Consider the following 25,743-nt stretch of genomic DNA (forward strand, 5'->3'; position numbering starts at 1 on the left):
CGTGCGCGCGAACGCTTTCGCGAAGGGGCGTATCATCGGTGACCTGTTCCGCCGCCGCGATCGGTCACCCATGTTCAAAGCCGTCCTTGCCAGCGTCCTGCTCGCCCTGCCCCTTGGCGCCCTGGCCCAGCAACCCGCGAAACCCACGGCCCCGGCCACCGGTGCCGCGGAGCATCCCCGGGTGGTGATGCACACCACGCAGGGCGATTTCACCTTGGAGCTGTACCCGGAAAAGGCACCCAAGAGCGTTGCCAACTTCCTCCAGTACGTGCGTGACGGTTTCTACGACGGCACGGTGTTCCATCGCGTGGTCGACGGCTACCTGGTGCAGGGCGGCCTGTACGGCCGCGACCTCACCCAGCGCCGCACGCGCGCCGCCATTCCCAGCGAGGCGGACAACGGTCTGTCCAACCTCCGCGGCACGGTGGCCGTGGCCCGTGGTGCCGACGCCAACTCCGGCACGTCGCAGTTCTTCGTCAACCTGGTCGACAACCGCCGGCTGGACTACGTCAGCAACCAGAGCGGCCTCACCTGGGGTTTTGCCGTGTTCGGCAAGATCGTCTCGGGCATGGACGTGGTGGACAAGATCGCCGCCCTGCCCACGCGTGCCCAGGGGCCGTTCGTCGGCGATGTCCCCAACCCGCTGGTGATCATCGATTCGGCCAGCGTGGTCGGCGAGGAAAAGGCCGCTCCGGCCCACGCGTCCTCTGCGGCCGCCGCAACGCCGGCAGCCGCCAAGAGCAACGCGGCTCCGGCCAAACCAGCCACGAAGAAGGCCGACAAGAAGGCCGCGACGCCGAAGGCCGCATGAGCACGCTGTTCATCGCGGACCTGCATCTGGACGATGAACGGCCCGCCATCACCACGCTTTTCGAGCAGTTCCTCGCCTCCGATGAAGCACGCACCGCTTCGGCGTTCTACATCCTGGGCGACCTGGTCGAAGCGTGGATCGGCGACGACGACGATGCCGAACTGCCGACCCGCATCGCCATCGCCACGCGTCGCCTGAGCGACGCCGGCGTGCCGGTGTACTTCATGGCCGGCAACCGCGACTTCCTGCTGGGCGACGCCTTTGCCGAGCGTGCCGGCCTGACCCTGCTGGACGACGGCACGGTACACGACATCGAAGGCGTGCCGACGCTACTGATGCATGGCGACGTGCTGTGCACCGACGACGTGGCGTACCAGACCGTGCGTGCGCAGGTACGCACGCCCGCCTGGAAGGCGCAGATCCTGTCGATGCCGCTGGAGGCGCGCCGCGCGTTCGCCGCCAAGGCGCGCAGCGACAGCAAGTCGCACACAGGGCGCACCGACGAGACCATCATGGACGTGAACCAGGCCGCCGTCGAAACCGCGATGCGCAGCGCTGGCGTGCAGCGCCTGGTGCATGGGCATACCCACCGCCCCGCCATCCACACCTTCGACCTCGACGGCCGTCCGGCCCGGCGCATCGTGCTGGGCGACTGGTACGACCAGGGCTCGGTGCTGACCATCGACGCCACCGACGCGCAGCTCCGCGGATTCCACAACGCACACGTGTGAACGCACTGATGAGATCGCGCACATCGCGCGAACATACACACGCGCATGCGACCGCGCCTATCGCGCGCACATACATACGCGCATGCGACCGCGCCTATGTAGGAGCGCACGATGTGCGCGACATCTGTTGAGGCCAAGCGCCCGGATTCACGCGCCAGCCCCAGGTCATCGCGAGAAGATGTCGCGCACGTGCGTGCGCTCCTACCGGGATCAAACGGCGGGGCGGTTGTCCAGGGTGGCGAGCCAGCTGAGTTCGCTTTCGGAGAAACCGGCGGCGCGGCGGGCGTCGAGGTTGAACGGGCCACGCAGCGAGCCATTCATGTAGTCGTCGAGCAGACGGGCGAAGGTGGCTTCAGGGTCGATGCCGTCGCGCGCGCAGCACCAGTGGAACCAGCGCGTGCCGGCGGCCACATGGGCCACCTCCTCACGCAGGATCACGTTCAGGATGGCCACCGTACGATCGTCCTGCTGGCGGCGCAGGCGCTCCATCATGCCGGGCGTGACATCCAGCCCGCGCGCCTCGAGCACGCGCGGCACCAGCGCCATCCGTGCCGTGTCGCTGTGCGCCGTCTTCTCGGCCATCTCCCACAGGCCGTTGTGCGCGTCGAAATCGCCGTAGGCATGCCCCAGTTCGGCCAGCCGGCCTGACAGCATCATGAAATGCCGCGCCTCGTCGTTGGCACAGGCGGCCCAGTCCCGGTAATACGCATCGGGCTTGCCACGGAAACGATAGACCGCATCCCAGGCCAGGTCGATCGCGTTGAATTCGATATGCGCGATGGCGTGGATCAGCGCGGCGCGGCCCTCCGGCGAACCGAGCCCGCGTTGCGACAACGCACGCGGCGACACCAGCCGTGGACGATCGGGTCGCCCGGGTAGCCCGATCGGCCGCGGCGGCGGTGAGGCCGAGTCGGGTCGAAGGTCGCCACTTTCCAGCGCGGCGAAGGTCGCAAAGCTCAGGCGTACCTTCTCCGCGGGATCGGTGGCGGCGAGGCAGCGCCCCGCCGCAGCGTGGAGATCGTGCACGTCGGACATGACGTCAGCCGGAGGGCATCGAGGCGCCGCCGGCGATCAGGCGCTGCGGCGTTCGTGCTTCGCGGAATCCGAGCGCATCGCTTCCTGCTGTTCCAGGAAACCGGCGTCCACGCCCGTGACGTACTCACCGGAGAAGCACGAGGTATCGAACTGCTTGAGGTCCTCGTTGCCGTCGTTGACCGCCCAGATCAGGTCTTCCAGATCCTGGTAGATCAGCCAGTCGGCACCCAGCGCCTTCTCCACTTCCTCCACTGTGCGACCGGCGGCGATCAGCTCGGAGGCGGCCGGCATGTCGATGCCGTAGATGTTCGGGTAGCGCACCGGCGGCGCGGCGGAGGCGAAATAGACGTTCCTTGCGCCAGCGTCGCGGGCCATCTGGATGATCTGGCGCGAGGTGGTGCCACGAACGATGGAGTCGTCCACCAGCAACACGTTCTTCTTGCGGAATTCCAGCTCGACGGTGTTGAGCTTGCGGCGGACCGATTTCACGCGCTCGCCCTGCCCCGGCATGATGAACGTGCGACCGATGTAGTGATTCTTGACCAGGCCTTCGCGCATGGGCACGCCCAGCGCCTGCGCCAGCGAACTGGCGGCGGTGCGCGAGGTGTCGGGAATGGGGATGACCGCGTCGATGCCGTGATCGGGGCCGCGCTCGCGGAGGATCTTCTCGGCAAGCTTCTCGCCCATGCGCAGGCGGGCCTTGTACACCGACACGTCCTCGATCATCGAATCCGGACGCGCCAGGTACACGTATTCGAAGATGCACGGCGCGTGCACCGCGTTCTCGGCGCAGCGACGGGCATGCAACTCGCCGCCCTCGGTGATGATGACCGCCTCGCCCGGTTCGATGTCGCGCACGCGCTTGAAGCCGAGCACGTCCAGCGCCACCGATTCGGAGGCCACGGCGTATTCGCGGCCTTCGGGCGAAACACGCTCGCCGAGCACCAGCGGACGGATGCCGTTCGGATCGCGGAAGGCGATCAGCCCATAGCCCAGCACCAACGCGATGCAGGCATAACCGCCGCGCGCACGCGCATGCACGTTGCCGATCGCCTTGAACACGTGCTCCGGCGTCAGTGCCCCGCGATCGTCCACCTGCAACTCGTGCGCGAGGACGTTCAGCAGCACCTCGGAGTCGGAGTCGGTGTCGATATGGCGACGATCGTCCTCGAACATTTCCTTGCGCAGCGCCTCGGTGTTGACCAGGTTGCCGTTGTGCGCAAAGGCGATGCCGTAGGGCGAGTTGACGTAGAAGGGCTGGGCTTCTTCCGTGCCCTCCGAGCCTGCCGTGGGGTAGCGGCAATGGCCAATGCCGATGCGGCCGCGCAAGCGGCTGACGCCAGCCGAGTTGAAGACGTCGCGAACCAGGCCGTTACCCTTGTGCAGGCGCAGCCGCGCACCATCCACGGTAGCGATGCCGGCGGCATCCTGACCGCGATGTTGCAGGACGGTCAGGCCGTCATACAGGGCCGATGCCACTTCCGTGGTACCGACGATGCCGATGATTCCGCACATGGTGTTGCCTTCTACTGATGGGCCGACGTGGTCGCGGCGGCAGGATGAGCATTATCGCTCTTCGGCGCCTGCCCTGGCATGGTGAGGTCGCGAAGTTTCATCAGGTCGGCCCCGCTGGGCATCGACATGTTGGGCATTTTCATCTCCTGCAGCGCCGCGGGCGGATGCAGGTACTGACGCACGTTGCCGGGCACCTGCTGGCCCAGCCAGGCGGCTGGCGCGGCGAACTGCGGCAGCAGGGCGGATTCACGCCAGATCGGCTCGTTGGGCAACGGCGTGAAGCCCATGGCGAACACCACCAGACTGACGATGAGGATGCCACGCAGCGCGCCGAAGGCCATGCCGAAGAGGCGATCCGGCCCGCCAACGCCCGTGCTGGCCACCAGACGGGAGATCATGAAGCGGAACAGGCCACCGATCAGCAGCACACCCATGAAGCAGACGCCATAGCCGATGCCGATGCGCGCCATGGGCAGCGAGATGCTGCCCTCCAGGCGCTGCGCGATCAGCGGACCGAACGTCCAGGCGGCCCAGAAGGCGCAGACCCACACCACCACCGACAACACTTCGGAAATGAGGCCGCGCACCAGGCCGATCAAGGCCGAGATGAACAGCACGCCCATGATGACGTAGTCCACCCAGCTCATGACGCGCCCCCTGGTGTCGTGGTCATGGGAGCGTTACGGGGCCGACACCACGACGCCGTCGAGGCCGACCTTGGCCTTGATCTGGTCTTTCAGGCGCGTCGCGTCGTCGCGCTGGGTCTGCGGGCCGGCACGCACGCGCCACAGCTTGGCCCCCGAGGAGGCGACGACCGTATCGACATAGCCGGCGATGCCCGCGCCACGCAATTTATCGCGCAGACGCGTGGCTTCCGCCTCGCTGCTGACCGCGGCCACCTGGACGGCGAAGCCACCGGCGCGCGGCGAGGCGGCGGGAACCGCGGCGGCCGTCGGCGCGGCCGCCGCAGCCTGCGTGGGCGTGGGCGTGGGCGCAGCCCGCGCCGGCGCAGGCGCATCGGCGGTCTGGGTCTCCGGTCGGGACGACAGCGAGGCCGGCGCGCCCGGCGCCGCGGCAGTGATCTTCAACCGGGCGGCTTCCGCGGCGGCGCGCGTCTCGAACGGCCCGGCGGTAACGCGGGTGAGCGACTTGCCCGCCTGGTTGGTCGCGGCGGTGCTGACGGGATAGCCGAGGGCCTTCACCTTCTGCACGAGGGCATCGGCCTTGCTGCGGTCGGCGTAGGCGCTCAGGTTGATGCTGTAGCTGCCGCGACCGGCCGTACCTGTGGGCAGGGCCTCCGCGGCGGCGGCCTTGGGCTCGGCGGCGGGCACGGCAACCGCCTTGGGCGGCTTGGCCGTGGCGACAGCAGCCGCCGGCGTGGCCGGCGCGGCGGCCTTGGGCGACGCCGGCGCATTGGCGAAATCTTCCGGCAGGGCGTCGGCCGGCTTGCGCGAGGCGATGTCCACCGAGGCGAGCTTGCTGCCACCACCGGGCGTGACCGTGGCCGGCGGCGAAGCAGGCGCCTGGACCGGCTGCGCACCGCCGTTGGCAGGCGTCGTACCGGCTACCTGCGCCGCACCGTTGGCCGCGGCGGGCGAACCGCCGGGGGCCACATCGAGCGTACGGGTTTGCAGTTCGCGATCGGGCGCGGGCGGAATCTCCAGGCTGACCGTCTGGTCGGCGTCCGATTTCGGCGGCGCGCTGGAGAACATCATGGGCACGAACAGGACCAGCAACGCGATCAGTACCGCGGCACCCAGCAAGCGTGTTTTCAAGGAAGGCTCCATACGACCAGCGCAAAGCGAATCGAGCCGATTATAGCCGGCAAAGGGGTGGCCCCGACGCCCCGGGCGCCGGGGCGTTCACGTCGTAGCGGCCAGTGCCGCGCTGGCGACGAAGAACGAGCCGAACAGCAGGACGGTGTCGCCCTCCCCGGCCGCGGAACGCGCCCCGGCCCAGGCACTGGCGACATCGTCGAACACCGCGTGCGCGGCATGCGGCAGGACCACCGCGAGGCTGTCCGCCAGAGCCGGCCCGGCAAGGCCCCGGGGCGTGTCGCCGTCCAGGCCGGCGAGGTACCAGTGATCGACGCGGTCGCCCAGGGCGGCCATCACGCCCTTCGTGTCCTTGTCGGACAAGGCGCCGTACACGGCCAGCAGGCGTCCGTCGCGGTGCTCCGCATCGATCCAGGCGGCCAGGGCGCGCGCCGCCTGGGGGTTGTGCCCCACGTCCACGACGGTCGTTGGATGCTCGCCGATGCGTTGCAGGCGGCCCGGCACCCGTACCGCGGCCAGCGCATGGCGGAGCGCGGCGGTCGGCACGACCACCCGCGGGACCAAAGCATGAACGGCGGCGATGGCGGTGGCTGCATTGTCGAGCTGCACCGGTGCATCCAGGGCCGGCAACGGCAACGCATGCCGCGTGCCGTCGGCGTGCACCCAGGTCCACGCGGCGTCGCCATCGCCACCTGCCGGCTCGACGCGGTAGTCGATGCCCGCGCGGACGAGGCGTGCGCCGTGTGCCGCCAGCGCCGTGAGCAGGCCGTCCGGCGGCTGCCGCTCGCCGACGATCGCCGGTCGGCCGGGCCGTGCGATGCCGGCCTTCTCGCGACCGATACTGTCGCGGTCGCCACCCAGCCAGTCCTGGTGATCGAGGTCGATCGTAGTGATGACGGCCACATCGGCGTCCACCAGGTTCACGGCATCCAGCCGGCCGCCCAGGCCCACCTCGAGGATGGCCACGTCCAGCGACGCGCGGGACATGAGGTCGATGGCCGCCAGCGTGCCGAACTCGAAATAGGTCTGCGCGATATCGCCACGCGCCCGCTCGATCCGTTCGAACGACGCCACCAGGGCGGCGTCGTCGGCATCGCGGCCGTCGAGGCGGATGCGCTCGTTGTAGCGCACCAGGTGCGGCGAGGTGTAGCAACCGACACGGTAGCCGGCGGCACGCAGCATCCCCTCGACCAGGGCGACGGTGGAACCCTTGCCGTTGGTGCCGCCCACGGTGACCACGAGCGGCGCGGGACGTGGCGCGCCCATGGCCGTCCATACGGCACGGACGCGATCCAGCCCCAGTGCGATGTCACGGGGATGCGTGCGCTCCTGGTAGGCCAGCCAGTCGGACAACGAGCGCGTCATGGGGAAAACCACGGTGACATGGAGCGGAAAGCCCGATGAAAGAGGCGTGCAGCTTAATGCTCCGGACGGTCGCGTGCACCCTTGCGGCCCTGGCACACGCGAAGGTACGCAGCATGTTCGCGCTCTGGTCTGCACTGGTCGAGGGCACACGCGCCCATGCGATCGTTCCCCTCCTGGCCTTCCTCCACCTGGACGGACTGGCCGGCGACCCGCGGGAGATCGCCGAGGCGATCCTCATCTCGCTGCTGCAGGTGGCGATCATCGGTTTCCTGTTCCGCCCGCTGGAGTCGATGATTCCCGCGGAACGCTGGCCGGACCGCCGCCTCACGCGCGTGGACCGCCAATACACGCTGATGATGCTGCTGGGCATCTTTCCGATGTTCAGCTACCTCGTGCTCACCCCGATCGGCAACTACTTCGGCGGCACGGGCAACGAGGCGGGCAGCGACGATTCGCTGCTGGGCATCACGCACTGGATTCCCGCGCTGGCCGGGCATCCGCTGGCGCTGTTCGTCGTCTATTACCTCATCTACGACCTGGTGTACTACTGGATGCACCGCCTGCAGCACGCCCTGCCCTGGTGGTGGGCGTTGCACAGCATGCACCACAGCACCCGGCAGATGAGTTGCTGGACGAACGATCGGGGCAGCCTGGTGGACGGTTTCCTGCAGTCGATGGTGCTGGCCGGCGTGGGGCTGGTCATCGGCGTCGAGCCCACCGACTTCGCGTGGCTGATGCTGCTCGGCGAACTGGTGCAGAACTTCTCCCACGCCAACGTCCGCGTGCGCTTCGGCCCCGTCCTCGACCGCCTACTGGTCTCGCCCGTGTTCCACCGACTGCACCACATGCGCGTGGACCCGGACCGTCCCACCCTGCACAACTGCAACTTCGGCCAGGTGTTCTCGATCTGGGACGTGGTGTTCGGCACCGCCCTGTACGGCGAGCCCATCCGTCCCACAGGCGTGGGCGATCCCATGGTGGACGCCGACAACGACAAGGGCCTGGTCGGCCTGCACTGGAACGCCTTCCGCCGCTTCTGGGGCGCCGTCCGATGCCGCGCCGGCTGGCGCCTGGGCGACGTGGCCTTCGGCGAAGACTACCGCCCCATATCCGTCAAGGACCTCGACCTCCACGCCCTGGAAACCCGCCACGACACCCCTGCCCGGTAAGAGCGCACGATGTGCGCGAAAAAAACGCCAGCTGCAAGGCTGGCGTTTTTCACCTCATCTCACCGAAGCAAGATCAGCAACCCGCCTCACCCCCGAACGGGTCGTCCAGGATGATCGTGTCGTCACGATCCGCACCGGTCGCCACCAGCGCCAGCTTACAGCCGGAGAGTTCCTCGACCGCACGCAGGTAAGCGCGCGCCGCGGGCGGCAGCTTGTTCCAGTCGCGGATGCCCGCGGTGGATTCTTCCCAGCCCGGAAACTCCAGGTACACCGGCTTGCACTCGTCCCAGCCATCGGCGTCCAGCGGAGCCAGCTCGCGACGCTTGCCGCGGTATTCGTACGCGATGCAGACCTTGATGCTTTCCAGGCCGTCGAGTACGTCGAGCTTGGTGATGGCCAGGCCATCGATGCCGTTGATCTGCACGGCACGCTTCAGCGCGACCAGGTCGATCCAGCCACAGCGGCGCGGACGGCCCGTGCTGGCACCGAACTCGTTGCCCTTCTTGCGCAGCAGTTCGCCCATGTCGTCGTTGAGCTCGGTCGGGAACGGACCGCCGCCGACGCGCGTGGCGTAAGCCTTGCAGATGCCCAGCACGTAGTCGATGTCACGCGCGCCGACACCGGTGCCGGCCAGTGCGCCGCCGACGGTGGTGTTGGATGAGGTGACGTACGGGTAGGTGCCGTGGTCGATATCGAGCAGCGCGCCCTGCGCGCCTTCGAACAGGATGTTGCCACCGTCGCGGCGCACGTCGTGCAGGATGGTGGCGACATCGTCGACCATCGGGCGCAGGTATTCGCCCCAGGTCAGCGCTTCGTCGAGGACGGTCTGGTAATCGACCGGCTCGGCCTTCAGCCACTGCGTCAGCACGAAGTTGTGGTAATCCACCGCGGCCTTCACCTTTTCAGGCAGCTCATGCGGGTACATGAGGTCGGCGACGCGGATGGAACGACGAGCGACCTTGTCCTCGTACGCCGGGCCGATGCCGCGGCCGGTGGTACCGATGGCCTTGGCGCCGGAAGCCACTTCGCGCGCCTTATCGACTGCGATGTGGTACGGCATGATCAGCGGCGTGGCCGGCGAGATCTTCAGGCGCGGACGCACGTCGACGCCCTGGGCTTCCAGCTCGGCGACTTCGCTCATCAGCGCGGCCGGCGACAGCACCACGCCGTTGCCGATCAGGCAGAGCGCGTCGTCGCGCAGGATGCCCGAGGGGATGAGGTGCAGGACGGTTTTCTTGCCCTTGATAACCAGCGTATGACCGGCGTTATGGCCACCCTGGAAACGTGCGACGGCACCGACGCGCTCGGTAAGAAGATCGACGATCTTGCCCTTGCCCTCGTCGCCCCATTGCGCGCCCAGAATTACGACTGACTTACCCATGTTGACGGTTCTCTTTGGTGGCGTTGCCCGAACGGGCGATGTGGATAGGGATCAGCGCTGACGACCGGGGCCGTCGTTGAGATAGCGCAGGAATTCGGAATCGGGCTTTAGGACCAGCACGCCCTTGCCGTCGGCGAACGACTTGCGATACGCCGCCATGCTGCGATAGAAGGCGAAGAACTCCGGATCCTGGCTGTAGGCCTGGGCGTAGATGGCGGCCGCCTGGGCATCGCCGTCTCCCTTGACCTTGGTGGCGTCGCGCTCGGCGTCCGCCAGCAACACCGATTTCTGCCGATCGGCATCGGCGCGGATCTTGGCCGCGCTTTCCTGGCCGGTATAGCGCAGTTCGTTGGCCAGCTGCAGGCGCTCGGCACGCATGCGCTTGTAGACCGACCCGCTGACCTCGTCCGGCAGGTCGATGCGCTTGATGCGTACATCGACCACGGCGATGCCGAGGTTCTTGCGGGCGGCGGCGTCGGTGTCCTTGCGAACCTGGCCGGTGATGTCCTCGCGGCCGCCGGCGATCAGGTCTTCCAGCTTGCGCGAGTTGAACTCGTGGCGCAGGGCGTCCTTCACGATGGGGGTCAGGCGCTGGATCGCCTGGGTGTCCTCGCCCGACGTGGCGCGATAAAACGCCGCGTTGTCGGCGATGCGCCACTTCACGTAGAAATCGACGTTGACGCTTTTCTTCTCGAGCGTGAAATAGCGCTCGGGCTGGGCGTCGAGGCCGAGGATACGGTTGTCGAAGCGCATCACCTGCTGCACGACCGGGATCTTGAAGTGCAGGCCGGGCTGGTAGTCGGCACGGACGATGCGGCCAAATTGCAGCAGCAAGGCGTTCTCGCCTTCCTTGACCACGAAGACGCTGTTGAGGCCGAGCAGGACGACGAGAAGGACGATGAGGCCGGAAACGATCTTCACTGGGCGCTCCCCTGCGGCGGGTTCGTGGTCGGGGTGGCATCGGTGGTGGCCGACTGGACCACGGTGCCGACGCCGGGCACGTTACGGACGGCGCTGTCGGGCGAGCCGACCGGCAGCTGGATGATGTTCTTGCCGTTGGTGCCGTCGACGATCTTCGGGTTGTCCGCCATCACTTCCTCGACCGTTTCCAGCCACAGCCGGCGCCGGGTGACCTCGGGCGCGGCGCGGTATTCCTTCAGGAGCAGGTCGAAGCGCTCGGCCTCGCCGTTGGCGCGCGCGATGCGCTCGACGCGATCGCCCTCGGCCACCGCGGCGATCCGGCCGGCGTCACCGCGGGCCAGGGGCACCACGCGGCTCTCGTAGGCGCGGGCGTTGTTTTCTTCGCTCTGCTTGTCTTCGCGCGCGGCGTTGACGTCGTCGAAGGCGTCCTTCACTTCCTTGGGCGGCGAAACGTTCTGGAAGCTGACGCCGGTGACCATGATGCCCGCGTCGTACTTGTCGAGCGTAGCCTGGAGGATGTCGCGGGTCTGCTGCTGCAGGGTTTCCTTGGCGGCGGGCGCGACGCCGGCCACCGGTGCCTGGTCCGGCGCGGGCGTGTCCACGCCCGGCGTGGTCAGGATGTTGTCCATGATGTTGGCGCCCACCACCGATCGCACGGCCGCCTCGGCCGCGTTATGGATGGTGTTTTCCTCACGGTCGGCATTGGAATAGAGGAACTTGCGTGCGTCCGACACCTGGTACTGCACGTTGAAATCGATGGCGATGATGTTCTCGTCGCGGGTGAGCATCGACACGTTGTCGGAGACGGAACGGACCTGGGTGGTCTCGACCTTGGTCACCGTCTCGATCGGGCTGGGCGCCTTGAGGTGAAAGCCCGGCGGCAGGATGCGCGAGAACTGCCCGAAACGCAGCACTACGCCCACCTGGCGGGCGTCGATCACCGTGTAGCTGCTGACCAGCAACCAGGCCACGATGAAGACCAGCACGATGGCGGTGACGCCGCCGCTGCCGGCGCCGAACTTGCCGAAGCGCGCCCTCAGGCTTTTCAGCGCACCGTCGAGGTCAGGTTTGCGCCCACCCGACCGGTTGCGGTTCCAGGGGTCCTTCTGGCCGTTGCCGGGTTCGTTCCAAGCCATGGGCGGCAGTCTCCTTGGGGGACCGTGGTGGGGGCTGCAAAGCCTTCAGCGCGCCCTGGTAGAGGCACGCAAACGCCGTGAATTCTAGCAGATGCGTTCGGGCGGGTGCGGCTCAGAACGCCGGATGGGGCGGATCGATCAGGTCGCGCAGGGCACGCGCATGCTCGTCGTCGCCCAGCAGCGGCGCCAGCACGGATCGTGGCGCGTCGATGTCCAGGTGCCAGCCATGCTCGTCGATGGACTCCCCGGCAATGGCGCCGGCCGCTTTCAGGCGCGCATGCAGGCGGCCTGCCGTGAGCGGAAGCTCAAGGCCCGAGCGGATGCGGTCGCCACCAAGCAACTCGCCCAACGCCTCGCGCAAGCCCTCGACGCCCTGCCCCGTCGCCGCCGACAGCCATACCTGGCGCGGCTTGCCGTCATCGCCGCGGTCGATCCGCGGCTCGACGTCGATCAGGTCGACCTTGTTCATGACCGACAGCTGCGGCACGTCGCCCGCCCCGATCTCGTCGAGCACCTCGTCGACGACACGCCGCAGCAGGTCGCGCTCCTCGTCGGCGGCATCGCTAAGGTGGATCAGCAGGTCCGCGTCGCGCGCCTCGGCCAGCGTGGCGCGGAACGCGGCCACCAGGTCATGCGGGAGCTCGCGGATGAAACCGACGGTGTCCGCGACCACGGCGGGCCCGCAGGACAGCCCGTCGATCTTGCGTACCGTGGGGTCCAGCGTGGCGAACAACTGGTCGGCGGCGTAGACACCGCCGGTGGTGAGCGCATTGAACAGCGTGGACTTGCCTGCATTGGTATAGCCGACCAGTGCCACCCGCGGTACGGTGTTGCGCAGGCGAGAGCGCCGCTGCTGGTCGCGCTGCACCCCGACCTTCTCCAACCGCTTGCTCAGCATCTTCACCCGCTCGGCCAACAGCCGGCGGTCGGTCTCGAGCTGGGTTTCACCCGGGCCACGGTTGCCGATGGCACCGCCGCGCTGGGCATCCAGATGGGTCCAGCCGCGCACCAGGCGCGTCGAAAGGTGCTTGAGCTGGGCCAGTTCGACTTCCAGCTTGCCTTCGTGGGAGCGGGCCCGCTGGGCGAAGATATCGAGGATGAGGCCGGCGCGATCGACCACGCGCGTCTTCAGCTGCTTCTCGAGGTTGCGCTCCTGCACCGGGGTCAGCTCGTGGTCGACCAGCACCACGTCGGCCTCGAGCGCACGCACGGCCTCGGCCACTTCGTCGGCCTTGCCGGTACCGATATAGAAACGGGGGTTCGGTTTCTCGACGCGTGCCGAGATGGTCGCGAGAACCTCGGCGCCTGCGGAGGATACGAGCTCGGCGAACTCTTCGCCGCGCCGGATGGCGTCGCCTTCGCCGCGCGAATGCGGCAGCACGAGCACGGCCCGGTCGCCTTTCTTTTGCCTGTCGAACACTTAGGGGGATGACCTCATCGAAAAGAAGGGGTACGCGTAACCCAAGGATACGCGCACCCGTCCTTACACATATGGGTTGCCGCCGGGGTTCCCTCAACCCTCGACGTCGCCCGTGCCTCCGTCCGCATGGTCGTGGCCGCCGACGCGCACGTTGCGGCTGGGCACCACGGTGGAGATGGCATGCTTGTAGACCATCTGGCTCACCTGGTTGCGCAACAGCACCACGAACTGGTCGAACGACTCGATCGTGCCCTGCAGCTTGATGCCGTTCACCAGGTAAATGGCGACCGGCACGCGCTCGCGCCGCAGCGCATTGAGAAACGGATCCTGCAACGATTGCCCTTTGGACATTTCTTCTTCTCCCCTACGCCTTCGTACGGGACCGGGCAAAAAGAACGCCTTTCGACGCCCCGGTCCAAGTGTCTTGAATCTTAACCGCTTTTAAACGCTGGCTGGAAGCGCCGTACGTCACCGTATCGGCTTTTCCAGGAAGCCTGCCAGCGCCACGTCCGACGCCGGCAGCGGATCCTGCCTATCGGGGTCGAACGTGCGTGCGTCCAGCTCACTGCGCAGCCAGGTGATCTGCCGCTTGGCGAGTTGCCGCGTGGCATAGATACCACGGTCGCGGAAGTTCGTGGCGGTTCCCTGTCCGTCGAGGTATTCCCAGGCCTGCCGGTAGCCGACGGCCCGGATCGCCGGAAGGTCGGCGTGCAGGTTCCCCAGCGCCCGCAGGCGCTGTACCTCGTCGAGGAATCCCTCCGCGATCATGGCCTCGAAGCGCTGCGCGATGCGCGCGTGCAGCAGCGTGCGATCCGCCGGCAGCAGGGCAAGCTTGAGCACCCGCCAAGGGAACCGCTGGCGCTGACCTTGCTGTTGCAGCTCGGTCAGGGTGCGGCCGCTCAGCGCCATCACTTCCAGCGCCCGCTGGATCCGCTGGGCATCGCCGGGCCGGATTCGTGCACCGGCCACGGGATCGCGCGCCGCCATGCGCGCGTGCAGCGCGGCCCAACCGATGCGTGCCGCCTCGGCGCCGATGCGCTCGCGCAGCGCCGGATCGGCCTCGGGCAGGTCGGACAGGCCCTGCTGCAAGGCCCGGAAATACAGCCCCGTGCCTCCGACCAGCAAGGGCACCCTGCCCGCGTCGTGCTGGCGGGCCATCGCCGCCAGCGCATCCGTGCGGAAATCCGCGGCCGAGTAAGGGTGTGCGGGATCGCGTATGTCCACCAGTTCGTGCGGGTAGCGCGCCAGCGTGGCGGCATCGGGCTTGGCCGAACCGATGTCCAGCCCGCGATAGACCAGCGCGGAATCCACGCTGATCAGGCCCAGCGGATAACGGTCGGCCAGCGCGCAGGCAAGCGCCGTCTTACCCGAGGCCGTGGGGCCCATCAGGAAGATGGCGAGGGGACGGGTATCCAGGGTCATGCGCGCGTCGGTCGGTCAAACGACCGCAAGGGTAACGCAGGCGGACATACCGATGGCGTCCACCCTTACCCAAGCAGACATTCCGCCATGAGAAGCGGGAACAACCTGCATGACCTTATGGCTGGCGTCGGGTAACCTCATCGCTCACTGATGTGATCAAGAAGTAAGCAGTGCAATGTAAGCCGTTGAGCAGCCTGCCCGTATGCGACTTATCCACACGGTTATGCAACCCGTATCCACACCGGCTGTGGATAACCACACGGACCACGGAAGACACCATGCAAGCAGCGGACGCAACGGTGCAGATGTCGCCCTGACAAGCCCCTGGCCATGTTCTGACTCACTGGTCAGCGAATGACCAGCGTGACGCAAGTACGCGCCATGCGGTGCAAATTTCCACTTGTCCACAGGCTTATGCAGCACGTATCCACATTGGGTGTGGATAACCGTGCTGGCGACGCTCCTAAAAAGTTCTTCACGCGTTGCCGCGGAGGAGGTGTCGGGCAGTCACCCTCTGCGCTCGAGCAGCGGCCGCAAGCGGCCGAACTCGCTCAGAGGATGACCACCCGACACCTCCCTGAAGACTGAGGTTGCGGGCTGGGAAAGCAACGCCTGCGGCATCGCACCGAGCGTCATCTCCAAGGCGGCCCCGCCCGATGTCGCCAACGCTTTGCTCTCCACACCGAGTGCCTCCGTCGTCACAGAGGAGTTGGGTGGTTAAGCTCTGAGCGAGTTCGGCCGCTTGCGGCCGCTGCTCGAGCGCAGAGTGTGACCACCCGGCGCCGTCGCCGCGCCCTACGAGCGACGATGGCTCGACTTCGGGACTGGCCATGGTCATGTGCGAAGACCCATAAAAAAGGAGACGACGCGGCATAGTGGCCCGCACCGTCCCTCGCTTCAAGACACCCCGGTTACTACGCCGCCGGACGGAAGATCGCGCAGAGCTTGTTGCCGTCCGGATCGCGAACGTACGCGAGGTAGACCTCGCCCGCGCCGGTCTGGCGCGGACCCGGCGGCTCTTCGATCGAGACCCCACCGGCCGCGACCGCCGCGTCGTGGAATTGCGCGACCTGCTCGGGCGAGTCGCAGCGAAAACCGACCGTCGTGCCATTGCCGGCCTGGGGCGGCAGGTCGTTGATCGGCTGCGTCACGCAGAACGAACTGCCGTCGTGCCGATAGAACAGCCGGACATGGCCGCTGCCCGACACGTTCCTTACGGGCTCACCGGCACCCACGACGCCGAGTACGGCGTCGTAGAACCGCTTGGAGCGTTCGATATCGCTGGAACCGACCATGACGTGACTGAGCATGCAAACTCCGTTGGGGCTTCAAGGGTCTTCCGGATTGTAATGGCTTACCTCGCCAGCGAAAGCTCGTACACATCTTCACGAGCAAGGCAGCAGCTGATACCGCAATACCAGTGATATTCTTGGGGGGAATACATGGACGAGGCCGGAACCGTGCAAGACGCAGAACTCGAACAACTCCGCGCAAACATCAACAAAACCATGGCGGAGACCATGAAAATCGGTGCCGAAACCGCGAAGGTCATCGCGGAGCAGCGGTACTACCCGATGATCGCCCTTGGAGCGATCGTCGTCAGCGCCCTGAGTGCTGGCGCGGTGCTGATCGCCAAGCTTCTCTAGCGATCCTCACGACCTCAGAACTCTACTGACGGACACGCCGTACTCGCGGTTTTTTTCAGGCGCCCCCGCGGAGATGCCGCATCGAACAACGCCGCCAGCGTCGCTTTCCTCTCGGGCACCTCAGTCGCCAACGAGGTGTCGGGTGATCATCCTCTGAGCGAGTTCGGCCGCTTGCGGCCGCTGCCCGAGCGCAGAGGGTGATCACCCGACGCCTCCTCCCGTTATCGCACGAGCCTCGCGCTCCTCTCCCGGCACTGCGCGAAGAGCCATAAGAAAGGCTCGCCAGTAACGGCGAGCCTTTCTCAGTCATGCGCAAAGAACGTTTGCCCCGCCACAATTACTTCGCCGGCACGCCCATTTCCCTCAGCAGGTTGTCGGCATGATCGAGGTGGTGCATCACCCAGAGCAGACAGTACACACACCTTCATATCAATCACTTACGGGAGAACAACCGCCGTAGGTGCCGGATTGAGGTACCGCTGGTGCCATCCAGGTGCCGCTGCCAGGTGCCGGTGGGGGTAAAACCGCCAGCCTCAGGGGAACGATAGTTCCTCCCCCTAAAGATTCCTAAAGGGCTCTGAAGGTACCTGAGGTGGTCTAATCTTTCTGGACAGTCCGATTGAGCTTGCCCGGATTTGATGGACACCCATCGTGAGCCGTAAGGTTCGTTCAGAGGTGTCCCATGTCAAAAAGAATTCGTCGTCAGTTCACACCTGATTTCAAGGCCGGCGCGGTTGCCCTGGTCCTTGAGCGAGGTCAGCCGGTGTCTCGGGTATGCCGTGACCTGGATCTGGTCGAGAGTGTCTTCAGGCGCTGGATCGAGAAGGTTCAAGCCGGTTCTGGAGCGCCTTCGCGATCGCCCCCCGCCGTTCCGCTGACGGCCGAGCAGGCCGAGATACAGCAGCTTCGACGCGAGAACGAGATCCTGCGGATGGAGCGTGACATCCTAAAAAAAGCGACGGCGTTCTTCGCCAAGGAATCGAGCTGAGATGCCGGTTTATCGAAGCGGAGAGCGCGTCGTACTCCATCGTGGTCCTCTGCCGGCTGCTCGAGGTGGGTCGCAACAGCTTCTATGCCTGGCGGCATCGCCAAAAGCATCCGAGCCCCCGCGTGCTTCGTGACCGCCAGCACCTGGCGCAGCTGAAGCAGTTGCATGAGCGCAGCCGAGGGCTTTACGGCAGTCCCCGGCTATGGCATCTGGCTCGTGAGCAGGGGCTGAGCCTGGGGCGCCATGCGACCGCCCGCTTGATGCGCCAGGGCGGTCTCGTCGGGCGCAGCTGGCGTACAAGCAAGGCATCACGACGGGCCGCCACGGTGTCCGCGGTGGCCGATAACCATGTTGATCGATGCTTCACCACGGCCGCGCCTGATCAGGTCTGGGTAACGGACATGACACAGTTCGCCACGCAACAGGGTCCAATGTATCTGGCCGTCGTGATCGATCTGTACGCCCGGCGAGTGATTGGCCACGCAACGGCTGCGACTATGCATACCGACTTGCCCTTGCAGGCTTTGCGCATGGCCGTAGGCCAGCGCGGTTCGGCGCAGGGAGTGCTCCATCACTCCGACCAGGGCAGTCAGTACACGAGCGCGGCCTATCAGGCCGAACTCGCTCGACTGGGTATGCGGGTAAGCATGAGCCGGCGCGGCGAGTGTTGGGACAACGCGGTGGCTGAGAGCTTCTTCAGTACGTTGAAGTGCGAGATCGCAGCCCCACGCCGCTACGCCTCGATCGAGGAGGCACGCCACGTGGTTTTTGAATACATCGAAGTGTTTTATAACCGGCAGCGCTTACACTCGACCAACGGCTATCGATCGCCTGCGGCGACCGAAGCTGCTATCCCATAACTTGAGTGTCCATTAAACCGGGGCAAGCTCAGATAGGATTCACGGGCAGAAGGAGGTGAGCTATGGGACGTAAAGAGATATCGCAATCGCAGCGAGACGACGCCGTGCATCTGGTGGTGGCCGAGGGGCATACGGTACGACAGGTATGCCAGCTGATGGATGTAGGCCCGACAGCGTTGAGGCGCTGGCTGGCGATACATGAAGAGGCTAAGTCGACCGGGGTTCATGCCCCCACGGCGGCGGATGATCGGCGGCGTATCGTCGAGCTTGAGTCGCAGGTACTTCAGCTAAAGGAGGAGCGCGAACTTTTAAAAAAATCCATCGCCTTCTTCGTTCGGGAGAGCGATCGCCCACGGCGGTGATCGACGAGCTGAAGGAGGCCTACCCGGTATCGCGGCTGTGCGAGGCGATGGAATACCCCCGTAGCAGCTATTACGCCAAGCGGGCAGAAGAGGTACAGCCGGCGGTTGCCGATCCGGCGCTAGTAGCGAGGGTCAAGCAGATTCATCGCCAGAGCCGAGGCAGTTACGGCACCCGTCGCATGGCGGCTGAGTTGGGTCGCCAAGGCATGCCGACAGGGCGATATCGGGCGCGCACGTTGATGAGGCAGGCCGGTCTATGGGCCGAGCGGGTGCGTCGGCACGTGTACCGGACGGCGAGCAAGGCGGCTGTGCCGGCCCCCAACCGCCTCGAACGGCAATTCAACGTCGCCCGGCCCGACCAGGTTTGGGTCGGTGACATTACCTTTGTGCCTACCCGACAGGGTTGGCTCTATCTGGCCGTTGTCGTGGATCTTTATGCACGCCGGATCGTGGGCTGGGCCTTTTCAACCCGGCCGAATGCACAGCTGGCCGTTGCCGCCCTGGACATGGCAATCAGAGAGAGGAAACCGTCGGGGAATCTCATGTTCCACTCCGATCAAGGTGCGCAGTACAACAGTTTTGACTTTCTCGGACGCCTCAAGGCCCTGGGGATTACCCAAAGTATGAGCAGGCGCGGCAACTGTTGGGATAACGCGGTTGCCGAGCGCGTCTTCGCCACGTTGAAAACCGAATGGACGACATCGACTTACAGCAACCGCGATGAAGCCCAAAGCGACATCACTGTTTTCTTGACGTCGTACTACAACTACCGGCGCCTACATGCGGCCAACGGGCAGGTGCCGCCAGCCATTTACGAGATGATGGCGGCCCGGAAATAACGCCTATCGGGTGTCCAGAAATACTTGACCACGACACCCCCCTTCGAACCCCTAACGAGACGCCTCGGTTCCTCACGGAGCCGGGGCGTTTTTCGTTTCGGTACACACAAGGCCGAGAGAGACACCTCGGCAACAACCCATCGACCCACCCAAGGCCCCCAAGCGGGGCCTTTCTCGTTTCTGGAGACCACGCATGACTATCGTGCAGCCCACCCTTTCTCTCCGCGACAGACAACTCGCCCTCGAAGAAGAATCCCTGACCCTCGGCGTTGACCGCTACCACAAGGAGCGCGACCGCCAGGATGAGTCCGACTCTGGCCCTGGTCGCCGCCTTATCCGCGACTGCATCACCCCTCTCTCCGCCGCCATCGACGCCTTCGTGGCCGAGGCGCGCAACGGCAAGCAACACACGGCCGTCCGCTGGTGCGAGAAGTTTCCCTCGTCCGAGCTGGCCTACATCACCATCAGTCACTGCCTCAACGCGATCTCCAACGGCGAGACGCGTGTACAGACGGTCGCCGAGGCCTTCAATGCCATCGAGATCGCCTGCGATGGGTGGTCCGCATGAGCGCAATCGCCCTCACCCCCAAGATCATTGACCGCCTGAAGGCTCTTGCCTCGGACCGCGTTGCCACGGACAACGAAGACTTCGAGGCGTATAGCTGGTGTGGCGGCAACGCTGACGACGCGGTCGACCTCGGCGTTACGCCCGGCGCTCTGGTACGCGGTCGATGGATTCCTGAAGGAACTCTGGCCCGAGAAGATCATCACCCGCGAGTACCTCGAAGGTGACGACATCCTGGGCATCCTCCAGACCATGCCGTCCCCCGGCTGGCTCCCGGTAAGCGGATCATCGTGTCCATCGACAAGGACACGCAGACCCTGCCCGGCCGCCTGTACAACCCCGGCAAGCCCGACATCGGCACCCGCACGATCTCGCAGCACCAGGCGGACCTCTACTGGATGATGCAGACCCTCACGGGCGACACCACCGATAACTACAGCGGTTGTCCTGGCATTGGCCCCAAGCGTGCCGACCCGATCCTCCAGCCGATCCACGAAGCCCTGCTCGACGCCCCGCCCGAGGAACACCTCGCGGCCCTATGGGCGGCCGTGGTGACGACCTACGAGTCCAAGGGGCTCACATCGGACGACGCGCTCGTCCAGGCCCGTTGCGCGCGAATCCTGCGCGACGGCGATTATGACTTCAAGACAGGAAAGGTGAACCTTTGGGCACCATGAAAATCATTGGCATCACAGGCCGAGCAAGGTCCGGCAAGGACACGATGGCGGACATGATCGTCTCGCTGTCGAAGTCGGCATTCGAATGTCGTTCGCCGACCCCATCCGATACTTCGTCTCCCAGCTAACCGGCATATCATATGCAGATTTGGTGGACAGTCGGCGTAAGGAAGAGCCGATCCACGAGCTGGGCGGTAAGTCACCCCGTCAGATGATGCAGACCTTGGGAACTGAGTGGGGACGAGAACTCATCGACAGCGACCTTTGGATCAAGGTGGCTCGGCGTTCTTTGGACGGTGCGGCCGCCCTAGGACACGAGAACCCGCCCCGACGTGGTCGTATTTTCCGATGTTCGCTTTGAAAACGAAGCCCAAATGATCCGGTCGACGGGTGGAACCATCGTTCACATCGAGCGATCCGGGGCTGAAGCAGTCAGCGCCCATGCTTCCGAGCAGGGTGTGGCGCAACAGAGCGATGACTTACGGTTCGACAACTCGGGCGCACTAGGTGCGATGCAGGATTATTTATCGCATTGGATCACTTGACCAAGAGAAGGTGTCTCGGCAATGTGTCAAAGAGAGGATGGCGCTGGGTCATCCCATATCGATGTCGAAAAGAATTTGGCAAGCGCATTTGATTGAACGACAGAGAGCGATTGTGCAGGTTGCTGCTGAATACGATCAAGGACTTCGCTATAACGTGCCAATAGCGCTGGGTTAACTTCTTTAACGATCACACTGTAAATCGTGTTGACTTCCGAAACAGCGAACTCCATCCATTTGGCAGATGATAAACCTGAGATAACACCTAGGGTATGCCACATTGTGTCAGTATCGAAGCTCGAAAAAGGAATGTACTTATTGTTCTGAAAGCTCAAGATGGCTGCTTGGACGGCAACTAATCCCATCGGCGAGGAGGCTCGAATCAAGGCGTCCGCTTCATCGCCTGTCTTGGCCGAGCCATCGGGCTCGGCCTGCGCCGCCGCTGACTGCGAATACGCCCCGCTCGATACTTGAGCCTTGATGTCAGCGACACCCGTTCGAATTTCTGGAAGGGACTGATTGATCCCTTCGAGCAGGGTCGTGGTTCTCGCATTCAATTCGCGGGCCTCGCTCGCGGATCTGGCCCCTTCATTCGACGCTAAGGCGGTTTGGAAAATAGCGTAGACGGCCAAAATCAGAGACGAAACCGTCGCAGAGAAACTGATGAGGTCCGTAAGTCTTTGGGAAGACGGCATCCGAATGCACAACGACACAACGAGAAGTACAACGAGGACGCATATCGTCCAAGTTACATGCGCCTTATTTCCCTTATCCACTATCCGGTCCCCTGTCGGTGTCTGGAGAATATAGCGGAGGGCGCGTCTTCTGTCAGGGTATAACCGCCAGCTTACGAGGAAACGAAGTTTCCCCCATAAGGGTTCCTTAGGGTCTCCTATAGACCCCTCCTCTCCCCTATGGAGCCCCTATGTCCGAATCCATCCCTCTGCACGCCTACGACCTGATCGACGAGCTGGCCGAGCGGTACCCCGAGGTGATCTACGACCCCCGGATGGACCGTGAAGAGTTCCTGCTCCGACAGGGCGAGCGACGCCTTGTCCTGTCCCTGATTCGCAGGCGGCAGCTCGACGACGAGACGCAGCATGTGCACGGCTAAGAAACCCAAAGCCCCCAAGGCCGAAGACACCACTCCAGCGGTCCTCATGACCGCACGGGACGGCATGGGCGGTAACCAAGAGAGCGGGACCTCCGGACGCAAGTCCCTCCGGATCGACCTGAACAACTCCGCAACCTCATCCTACGGAAGCAGCCTCGTCATTCCCACTTGAGCCAGTCCGCCCCGCAGACCGTCACCGCAGAAGCCAGTTACCAGCGACTCAAGTCCGACCGTAACGCCGCAGAGTCCCCCGCCAAACAGTGCGCCACTCTGACGCTGCCGACGCTTTACAAGGAAGTCTCGAAGGGTAAATCGAGTTCCTCCCGTACCACCCCCTACCAGGGCACCGGCGCCCGCTGCGTTAACTCGGCGCCCGCGCGGTTCCTCCTCGCGCTCTTCCCGGTCAATGCCAACTTCTTCAAGCTGTCCCCGGACGGCATGGACGCCCAGGCGCTCGCCGAACAGGCGGGCATTCAACAGGGCGAATTGGAGATGGGCCTCGCTGAGATCGAGCGGACCGTCATCAATGACATCGAGACCTCGGGCATGCGCGGGAAAATCTCCCTGGCGCTGAAGCACCTGGTCGCAACCGGCAACGGTTTCCTCTATATCCCCGACGAGGGAACGCTAAGTTCTACCCGCTGAGCCGCTATGTCGTCGACCGCGACGGCATGGGGACCCTCGGCGCCGTCGTGGGCATCGGCAAGCTCCTTGCCTCCACTGAGAAGATCACTGCCCGCGTCGTCATGGCGCGCGCGATCATCTCCGGCGCTCTCGGCCTCTGTGCCGCTGCCGCATACCTCATGTTCCCCAGCATCTCCACCAACGCCACCATCGGCGTCGCATGCGTCCTATCGAGCCTCGGCTCGTCCGCCGTAGAGCGTCTCTTCCAGAAGTGGCTAGTCAAGTAAGTGGCGGCCTCCAAGGAATCTCTTGAAGCCCTGCACACCGCCATCGCCACGAAGCTCACCGAGAGCATCGGGCAGATGGATGCCGGTGAGAAGGGCCTCGCTGCGTTCCTCAACGTAGCCCGACAGTTCGTCAAGGACAACGGCATCGAGGCACTTCCTGCGCCTGGGTCGCCAACTGGGAACTTAGCTAAGTCGCTGGCCTCGTTCCCTTTCGACCCAACAACCCACTAAACGACGTGCCTAGTGCGGACAGTGTTCGAACGACGCCTTAAGAAGTTCGTGCACTGCTTCTCGGCGGCCAACCAGCAAATCCACACGCTGTTCTTCAGCCGCCGAGGGTGCAGTATTTCCACCGATCAAAGCTGCTAGAGGACTACCCTCCAGTTCCTTATCCAGCTCGCGAGCCTCGGCACGTAGCTCCCGAATTTGCTGTCCGAACGAGTCGCGGCGCTGTACCTCCATCAAGGAGGTCTGACAGGCGGCGAGCTGGCCCGCGCTTTCGGATTGTTTGAAGACGTTAGATAGCGCGCGCTCTTTCTCTACATAGCACGCGTCCAACGAAGACCGGGTGGTCTCTAACCTCCCCTGTACATCCGTGAACCTCGCATCCGCCGTCACCGCTCGGCTGTTGGCAGCATCACGCTCGCTGACCAAAGCGGTGTAGCGCGCGTGCTCCCACGCTGCGGCACCAATCGAGGTAGCCAGGGCCACCAAGAGCCCTCCAATCCCTAGAAAGCTAGCCAAGGACATTCGTTTGCTTGACCCACTGCTGTTTCCTGCACCTTTATCTTGTGCCGCCACATCCTTCTCCCTTGTTGTGTCGTCGGTTATCGGCCTAGCTCCGGAGTTCTTTAATAGCTGACAAGCACCCCATCGACGACTTCCGAAACTTCGTCTTCCATATCTGGAAGCACCTCAACCTACCGTCCCCGACAACTGTTCAGTACGACATCGCGTCGTATCTACAGCACGGCCCACGCCGTCGTGTGATAGAGGCGTTTCGAGAAATCGGCAAGTCGTGGCTCACGGCCGCATACGTGTGCTGGCTGCTGTGGAAGAACCCACAGCACAAAATTCTCGTTGTTTCTGCATCTAAAGATCGCGCAGACGCCTTCTCGATCTTTCGTCAAGCGCCTGGTCGAAACCGTCCCCGAGCTAGCTCACCTGAAGCCGCGTGCCGGCCAGCGCGACTACAACCTCGCCTTCGACGTCGGCCCGGCACAGCCCGACCAGTCGCCTTCGGTGAAGTCGGTCGGCATTACGGGCCAGCTCACGGGCTCCCGCGCCGATACCATCATCGCCGACGACGTCGAGGTGGTGAAGAACTCGGCCACCGTCGCACAGCGGGAGAAGCTGTCCGAACTCATCAAGGAGTTCGACGCGATCCTGAAGCCCCTTGCGAACGCCGAGATCATCTACCTGGGCACGCCGCAGACTGAGGAGTCGATCTACAACCAGCTACCGGACCGTGGCTACGAGATTCGCGTGTGGCCCGCCAGGTTCCCTAAGAGCCGTAAGCACCTCGAACAGTACGGCGGGCGCATCGCCCCGTACCTCGTAGAGCGCTTCGAAAACGACAGTTCACTGGCCTGGAAGCCTGTAGAGCCCTCGCGGTTCCACGAAGAGGACCTGATGAAGCGAGAGGCGTCCTATGGGCGCTCGGGCTTCATGCTCCAGTTCATGCTGGACACGACCCTGTCCGACAGCGAGCGCTACCCGCTCAAGCTGAGCGACCTCATCACGATGGATGTCGATCGTGAGGTGGCCCCCATACGGATCGTGTGGGCGTCGTCCCCGGAACACACGATCAACGACATCCCGGCTGTCGGGTTCACGGGCGACCGCCTGTACCGACCGATGTACGTGGCGAAGGAGATGGAGGAGTTCACGGGCTCCGTCATGGCTATCGACCCTTCGGGCCGTGGCGGTGACGAGACGGGCTACGCCGTGACTAAGATGCTGCGCGGCATGGTGTTCCTGAGGCGCGCTGGAGGTCTCCCTGGCGGCTAGGACGACGCTGCCCTGGAGAACATCGCGCACGTCGCAAGGGCCGAGAAGGTCAAGCTGATCCTGGTCGAGTCGAACTTCGGCGACGGCATGTTCGTGAAGCTGCTGGAGCCTGTGCTCCGCCGCATCTACCCGTGCGCCGTGGAGGAGGTCCGCAGTACCGGACAGAAGGAGAAGCGGATCATCGACACGCTGGAGCCGGTCATGAACCAGCACCGCCTGGTGGTCGATGCCGCCCTGCTCCGAGCGGACCAGAAGAGCGAACCCAAGTTCCAGCTCTTTCACCAGCTCACCCGCATTACGAGGGAGCGTGGCGCTCTGCGTCACGACGACAGGCTCGACGCGCTTGCCATGGCCGTAGCGTACTGGACCTCTTACCTGGACCGCGACGTTTCCAACGAGGAAGACCGGCGCATGCAGGAACTCATGGATGAGGAGTACCGCCGCTTCGAGGAGTCCGTCTTCGGCTACTCCACGGCCCCTCCGAACTTCTACGACAACTTTTAGACGACGCGGACGCGGCTACGCCAACGTGATACGAACGTGGCACC

29 protein-coding genes and 1 pseudogene are annotated in these 25,743 nt (G+C 64.8%); 16 read left to right on the forward strand and 14 right to left on the reverse strand.

Going from position 1 to position 25,743, the window contains the following annotated elements; genetic code table 11:
• Nucleotides 1–70: 70 nt before the first annotated feature.
• Nucleotides 71–811 (forward strand): peptidylprolyl isomerase, encoded by a 741-nt coding sequence (locus tag FA89_RS17605; protein WP_036144747.1) that lies wholly within the window; start codon nucleotides 71–73, stop codon nucleotides 809–811.
• A complete protein-coding gene (locus FA89_RS17610) occupies nucleotides 808–1,542 on the forward strand; it encodes a UDP-2,3-diacylglucosamine diphosphatase (RefSeq protein WP_036142781.1) in 735 nt (244 codons plus the stop codon). The genes FA89_RS17605 and FA89_RS17610 overlap by 4 nt, the downstream gene beginning before the upstream one ends.
• 210 nt (nucleotides 1,543–1,752) lie before the next feature.
• Here FA89_RS17610 and FA89_RS17615 read toward each other — a convergent pair whose 3' ends face one another.
• The 5 genes from FA89_RS17615 to folC form a co-directional block, all read right to left on the reverse strand.
• Nucleotides 1,753–2,568: a ferritin-like domain-containing protein gene (locus FA89_RS17615; protein ID WP_036144749.1), complete on the reverse strand. Its 816-nt coding sequence runs from the start codon at nucleotides 2,566–2,568 to the stop codon at nucleotides 1,753–1,755.
• 45 nt (nucleotides 2,569–2,613) lie between these two features.
• Complete coding sequence (purF, locus tag FA89_RS17620) at nucleotides 2,614–4,092, reverse strand: amidophosphoribosyltransferase (RefSeq protein WP_036142784.1); 1,479 nt, start codon at nucleotides 4,090–4,092, stop codon at nucleotides 2,614–2,616.
• Nucleotides 4,093–4,103: 11 nt separating this feature from the next.
• Nucleotides 4,104–4,739, reverse strand: a complete 636-nt coding sequence (locus FA89_RS17625; RefSeq protein ID WP_036142787.1) for a CvpA family protein — start codon at nucleotides 4,737–4,739, stop codon at nucleotides 4,104–4,106.
• A 33-nt stretch (nucleotides 4,740–4,772) separates the two neighbouring features.
• The gene (locus tag FA89_RS17630; RefSeq protein WP_036142790.1) at nucleotides 4,773–5,867 is read right to left on the reverse strand and encodes an SPOR domain-containing protein; all 1,095 of its coding nucleotides are present in this window, start codon (nucleotides 5,865–5,867) and stop codon (nucleotides 4,773–4,775) included.
• An 87-nt stretch (nucleotides 5,868–5,954) separates the two neighbouring features.
• Nucleotides 5,955–7,232 (reverse strand): bifunctional tetrahydrofolate synthase/dihydrofolate synthase, encoded by a 1,278-nt coding sequence (gene folC, locus FA89_RS17635; protein ID WP_036142794.1) that lies wholly within the window; start codon nucleotides 7,230–7,232, stop codon nucleotides 5,955–5,957.
• 113 nt (nucleotides 7,233–7,345) lie between these two features.
• Between folC and FA89_RS17640 the strand changes: the two genes are divergently transcribed.
• On the forward strand, nucleotides 7,346–8,401 hold the full coding sequence (locus FA89_RS17640) for a sterol desaturase family protein (protein WP_036144750.1): 1,056 nt from the start codon (nucleotides 7,346–7,348) through the stop codon (nucleotides 8,399–8,401).
• Between the two features lie 73 nt (nucleotides 8,402–8,474).
• Here the strand turns inward: FA89_RS17640 and FA89_RS17645 are convergent, their stop codons facing one another.
• From FA89_RS17645 to FA89_RS17675, 7 genes are all read right to left on the reverse strand, one after another.
• The gene (locus FA89_RS17645; RefSeq protein WP_036142797.1) at nucleotides 8,475–9,782 is read right to left on the reverse strand and encodes an adenylosuccinate synthase; all 1,308 of its coding nucleotides are present in this window, start codon (nucleotides 9,780–9,782) and stop codon (nucleotides 8,475–8,477) included.
• 51 nt (nucleotides 9,783–9,833) lie between these two features.
• A complete protein-coding gene (hflC, locus tag FA89_RS17650) occupies nucleotides 9,834–10,703 on the reverse strand; it encodes a protease modulator HflC (RefSeq protein WP_036142798.1) in 870 nt (289 codons plus the stop codon).
• A complete protein-coding gene (gene hflK / locus FA89_RS17655) occupies nucleotides 10,700–11,839 on the reverse strand; it encodes a protease modulator HflK (RefSeq protein ID WP_051938920.1) in 1,140 nt (379 codons plus the stop codon). The genes hflC and hflK overlap by 4 nt, the downstream gene beginning before the upstream one ends.
• Before the next feature lie 112 nt (nucleotides 11,840–11,951).
• Nucleotides 11,952–13,259 carry a ribosome rescue GTPase HflX gene (gene hflX, locus FA89_RS17660; protein ID WP_036142801.1) on the reverse strand — a complete coding sequence of 436 codons (1,308 nt, stop codon included), beginning with the start codon at nucleotides 13,257–13,259 and terminating at the stop codon, nucleotides 11,952–11,954.
• A gap of 93 nt (nucleotides 13,260–13,352) precedes the next feature.
• Nucleotides 13,353–13,610 (reverse strand): RNA chaperone Hfq, encoded by a 258-nt coding sequence (gene hfq, locus FA89_RS17665; protein ID WP_036142805.1) that lies wholly within the window; start codon nucleotides 13,608–13,610, stop codon nucleotides 13,353–13,355.
• A 117-nt stretch (nucleotides 13,611–13,727) separates the two neighbouring features.
• Nucleotides 13,728–14,681 carry a tRNA (adenosine(37)-N6)-dimethylallyltransferase MiaA gene (gene miaA / locus FA89_RS17670; protein ID WP_036142809.1) on the reverse strand — a complete coding sequence of 318 codons (954 nt, stop codon included), beginning with the start codon at nucleotides 14,679–14,681 and terminating at the stop codon, nucleotides 13,728–13,730.
• 914 nt (nucleotides 14,682–15,595) lie between these two features.
• A complete protein-coding gene (locus FA89_RS17675; RefSeq protein WP_036142812.1) occupies nucleotides 15,596–15,991 on the reverse strand; it encodes a VOC family protein in 396 nt (131 codons plus the stop codon).
• Nucleotides 15,992–16,123: 132 nt separating this feature from the next.
• Between FA89_RS17675 and FA89_RS17680 the strand changes: the two genes are divergently transcribed.
• The 8 genes from FA89_RS17680 to FA89_RS20995 all read left to right on the forward strand — a co-directional run bounded on the left by FA89_RS17680 (nucleotide 16,124) and on the right by FA89_RS20995 (nucleotide 21,163).
• Nucleotides 16,124–16,327: a hypothetical protein gene (locus tag FA89_RS17680; protein ID WP_036142813.1), complete on the forward strand. Its 204-nt coding sequence runs from the start codon at nucleotides 16,124–16,126 to the stop codon at nucleotides 16,325–16,327.
• Nucleotides 16,328–17,009: 682 nt separating this feature from the next.
• Nucleotides 17,010–17,315, forward strand: coding sequence for a transposase (locus FA89_RS17685; protein WP_036137204.1), 306 nt, complete (start codon nucleotides 17,010–17,012; stop codon nucleotides 17,313–17,315).
• Nucleotides 17,316–17,326: 11 nt separating this feature from the next.
• On the forward strand, nucleotides 17,327–18,175 hold the full coding sequence (locus tag FA89_RS17690) for an IS3 family transposase (RefSeq protein ID WP_240003941.1): 849 nt from the start codon (nucleotides 17,327–17,329) through the stop codon (nucleotides 18,173–18,175).
• Nucleotides 18,176–18,237: 62 nt separating this feature from the next.
• Nucleotides 18,238–19,376 (forward strand): IS3 family transposase gene (locus FA89_RS17700; protein ID WP_185754458.1). Its coding sequence is split into 2 segments (ribosomal slippage): nucleotides 18,238–18,484 and nucleotides 18,484–19,376, totalling 1,140 coding nucleotides; the frame shifts between segments, so codons are not numbered across the junction.
• 193 nt (nucleotides 19,377–19,569) lie between these two features.
• Nucleotides 19,570–19,944 (forward strand): hypothetical protein, encoded by a 375-nt coding sequence (locus FA89_RS17705; RefSeq protein WP_036142820.1) that lies wholly within the window; start codon nucleotides 19,570–19,572, stop codon nucleotides 19,942–19,944.
• On the forward strand, nucleotides 19,941–20,168 hold the full coding sequence (locus tag FA89_RS20390; RefSeq protein ID WP_185754459.1) for a hypothetical protein: 228 nt from the start codon (nucleotides 19,941–19,943) through the stop codon (nucleotides 20,166–20,168). The genes FA89_RS17705 and FA89_RS20390 overlap by 4 nt, the downstream gene beginning before the upstream one ends.
• Before the next feature lie 63 nt (nucleotides 20,169–20,231).
• Nucleotides 20,232–20,618 (forward strand): hypothetical protein, encoded by a 387-nt coding sequence (locus FA89_RS17710; protein WP_051938922.1) that lies wholly within the window; start codon nucleotides 20,232–20,234, stop codon nucleotides 20,616–20,618.
• A gap of 332 nt (nucleotides 20,619–20,950) precedes the next feature.
• Nucleotides 20,951–21,163 carry a hypothetical protein gene (locus FA89_RS20995; protein WP_441295042.1) on the forward strand — a complete coding sequence of 71 codons (213 nt, stop codon included), beginning with the start codon at nucleotides 20,951–20,953 and terminating at the stop codon, nucleotides 21,161–21,163.
• Between the two features lie 26 nt (nucleotides 21,164–21,189).
• Here the strand turns inward: FA89_RS20995 and FA89_RS20395 are convergent, their stop codons facing one another.
• The gene (locus FA89_RS20395; RefSeq protein ID WP_221174342.1) at nucleotides 21,190–21,792 is read right to left on the reverse strand and encodes a hypothetical protein; all 603 of its coding nucleotides are present in this window, start codon (nucleotides 21,790–21,792) and stop codon (nucleotides 21,190–21,192) included.
• 293 nt (nucleotides 21,793–22,085) lie between these two features.
• On the opposite strand from FA89_RS20395, the gene FA89_RS17715 reads away from it, so the two are divergent.
• From FA89_RS17715 to FA89_RS21000, 4 genes are all read left to right on the forward strand, one after another.
• Nucleotides 22,086–22,274 (forward strand): hypothetical protein, encoded by a 189-nt coding sequence (locus FA89_RS17715; RefSeq protein WP_036142822.1) that lies wholly within the window; start codon nucleotides 22,086–22,088, stop codon nucleotides 22,272–22,274.
• Between the two features lie 168 nt (nucleotides 22,275–22,442).
• Nucleotides 22,443–22,919, forward strand: coding sequence for a portal protein (locus FA89_RS17720; protein WP_036142824.1), 477 nt, complete (start codon nucleotides 22,443–22,445; stop codon nucleotides 22,917–22,919).
• Nucleotides 22,920–22,966: 47 nt separating this feature from the next.
• A complete protein-coding gene (locus FA89_RS17725) occupies nucleotides 22,967–23,185 on the forward strand; it encodes a hypothetical protein (RefSeq protein ID WP_185754461.1) in 219 nt (72 codons plus the stop codon).
• Complete coding sequence (locus tag FA89_RS21000; RefSeq protein WP_036142828.1) at nucleotides 23,186–23,416, forward strand: hypothetical protein; 231 nt, start codon at nucleotides 23,186–23,188, stop codon at nucleotides 23,414–23,416.
• A 9-nt stretch (nucleotides 23,417–23,425) separates the two neighbouring features.
• Here the strand turns inward: FA89_RS21000 and FA89_RS17735 are convergent, their stop codons facing one another.
• Nucleotides 23,426–23,896, reverse strand: coding sequence for a hypothetical protein (locus FA89_RS17735; RefSeq protein WP_185754462.1), 471 nt, complete (start codon nucleotides 23,894–23,896; stop codon nucleotides 23,426–23,428).
• 369 nt (nucleotides 23,897–24,265) lie between these two features.
• Between FA89_RS17735 and terL the strand changes: the two are divergent.
• A pseudogene (gene terL, locus FA89_RS17740) lies at nucleotides 24,266–25,699 on the forward strand (phage terminase large subunit).
• Nucleotides 25,700–25,743 lie beyond the last annotated feature (44 nt).

This window comes from Luteibacter sp. 9135 (genome assembly GCF_000745005.1).
Classification (GTDB): Bacteria; Pseudomonadota; Gammaproteobacteria; order Xanthomonadales; family Rhodanobacteraceae; genus Luteibacter.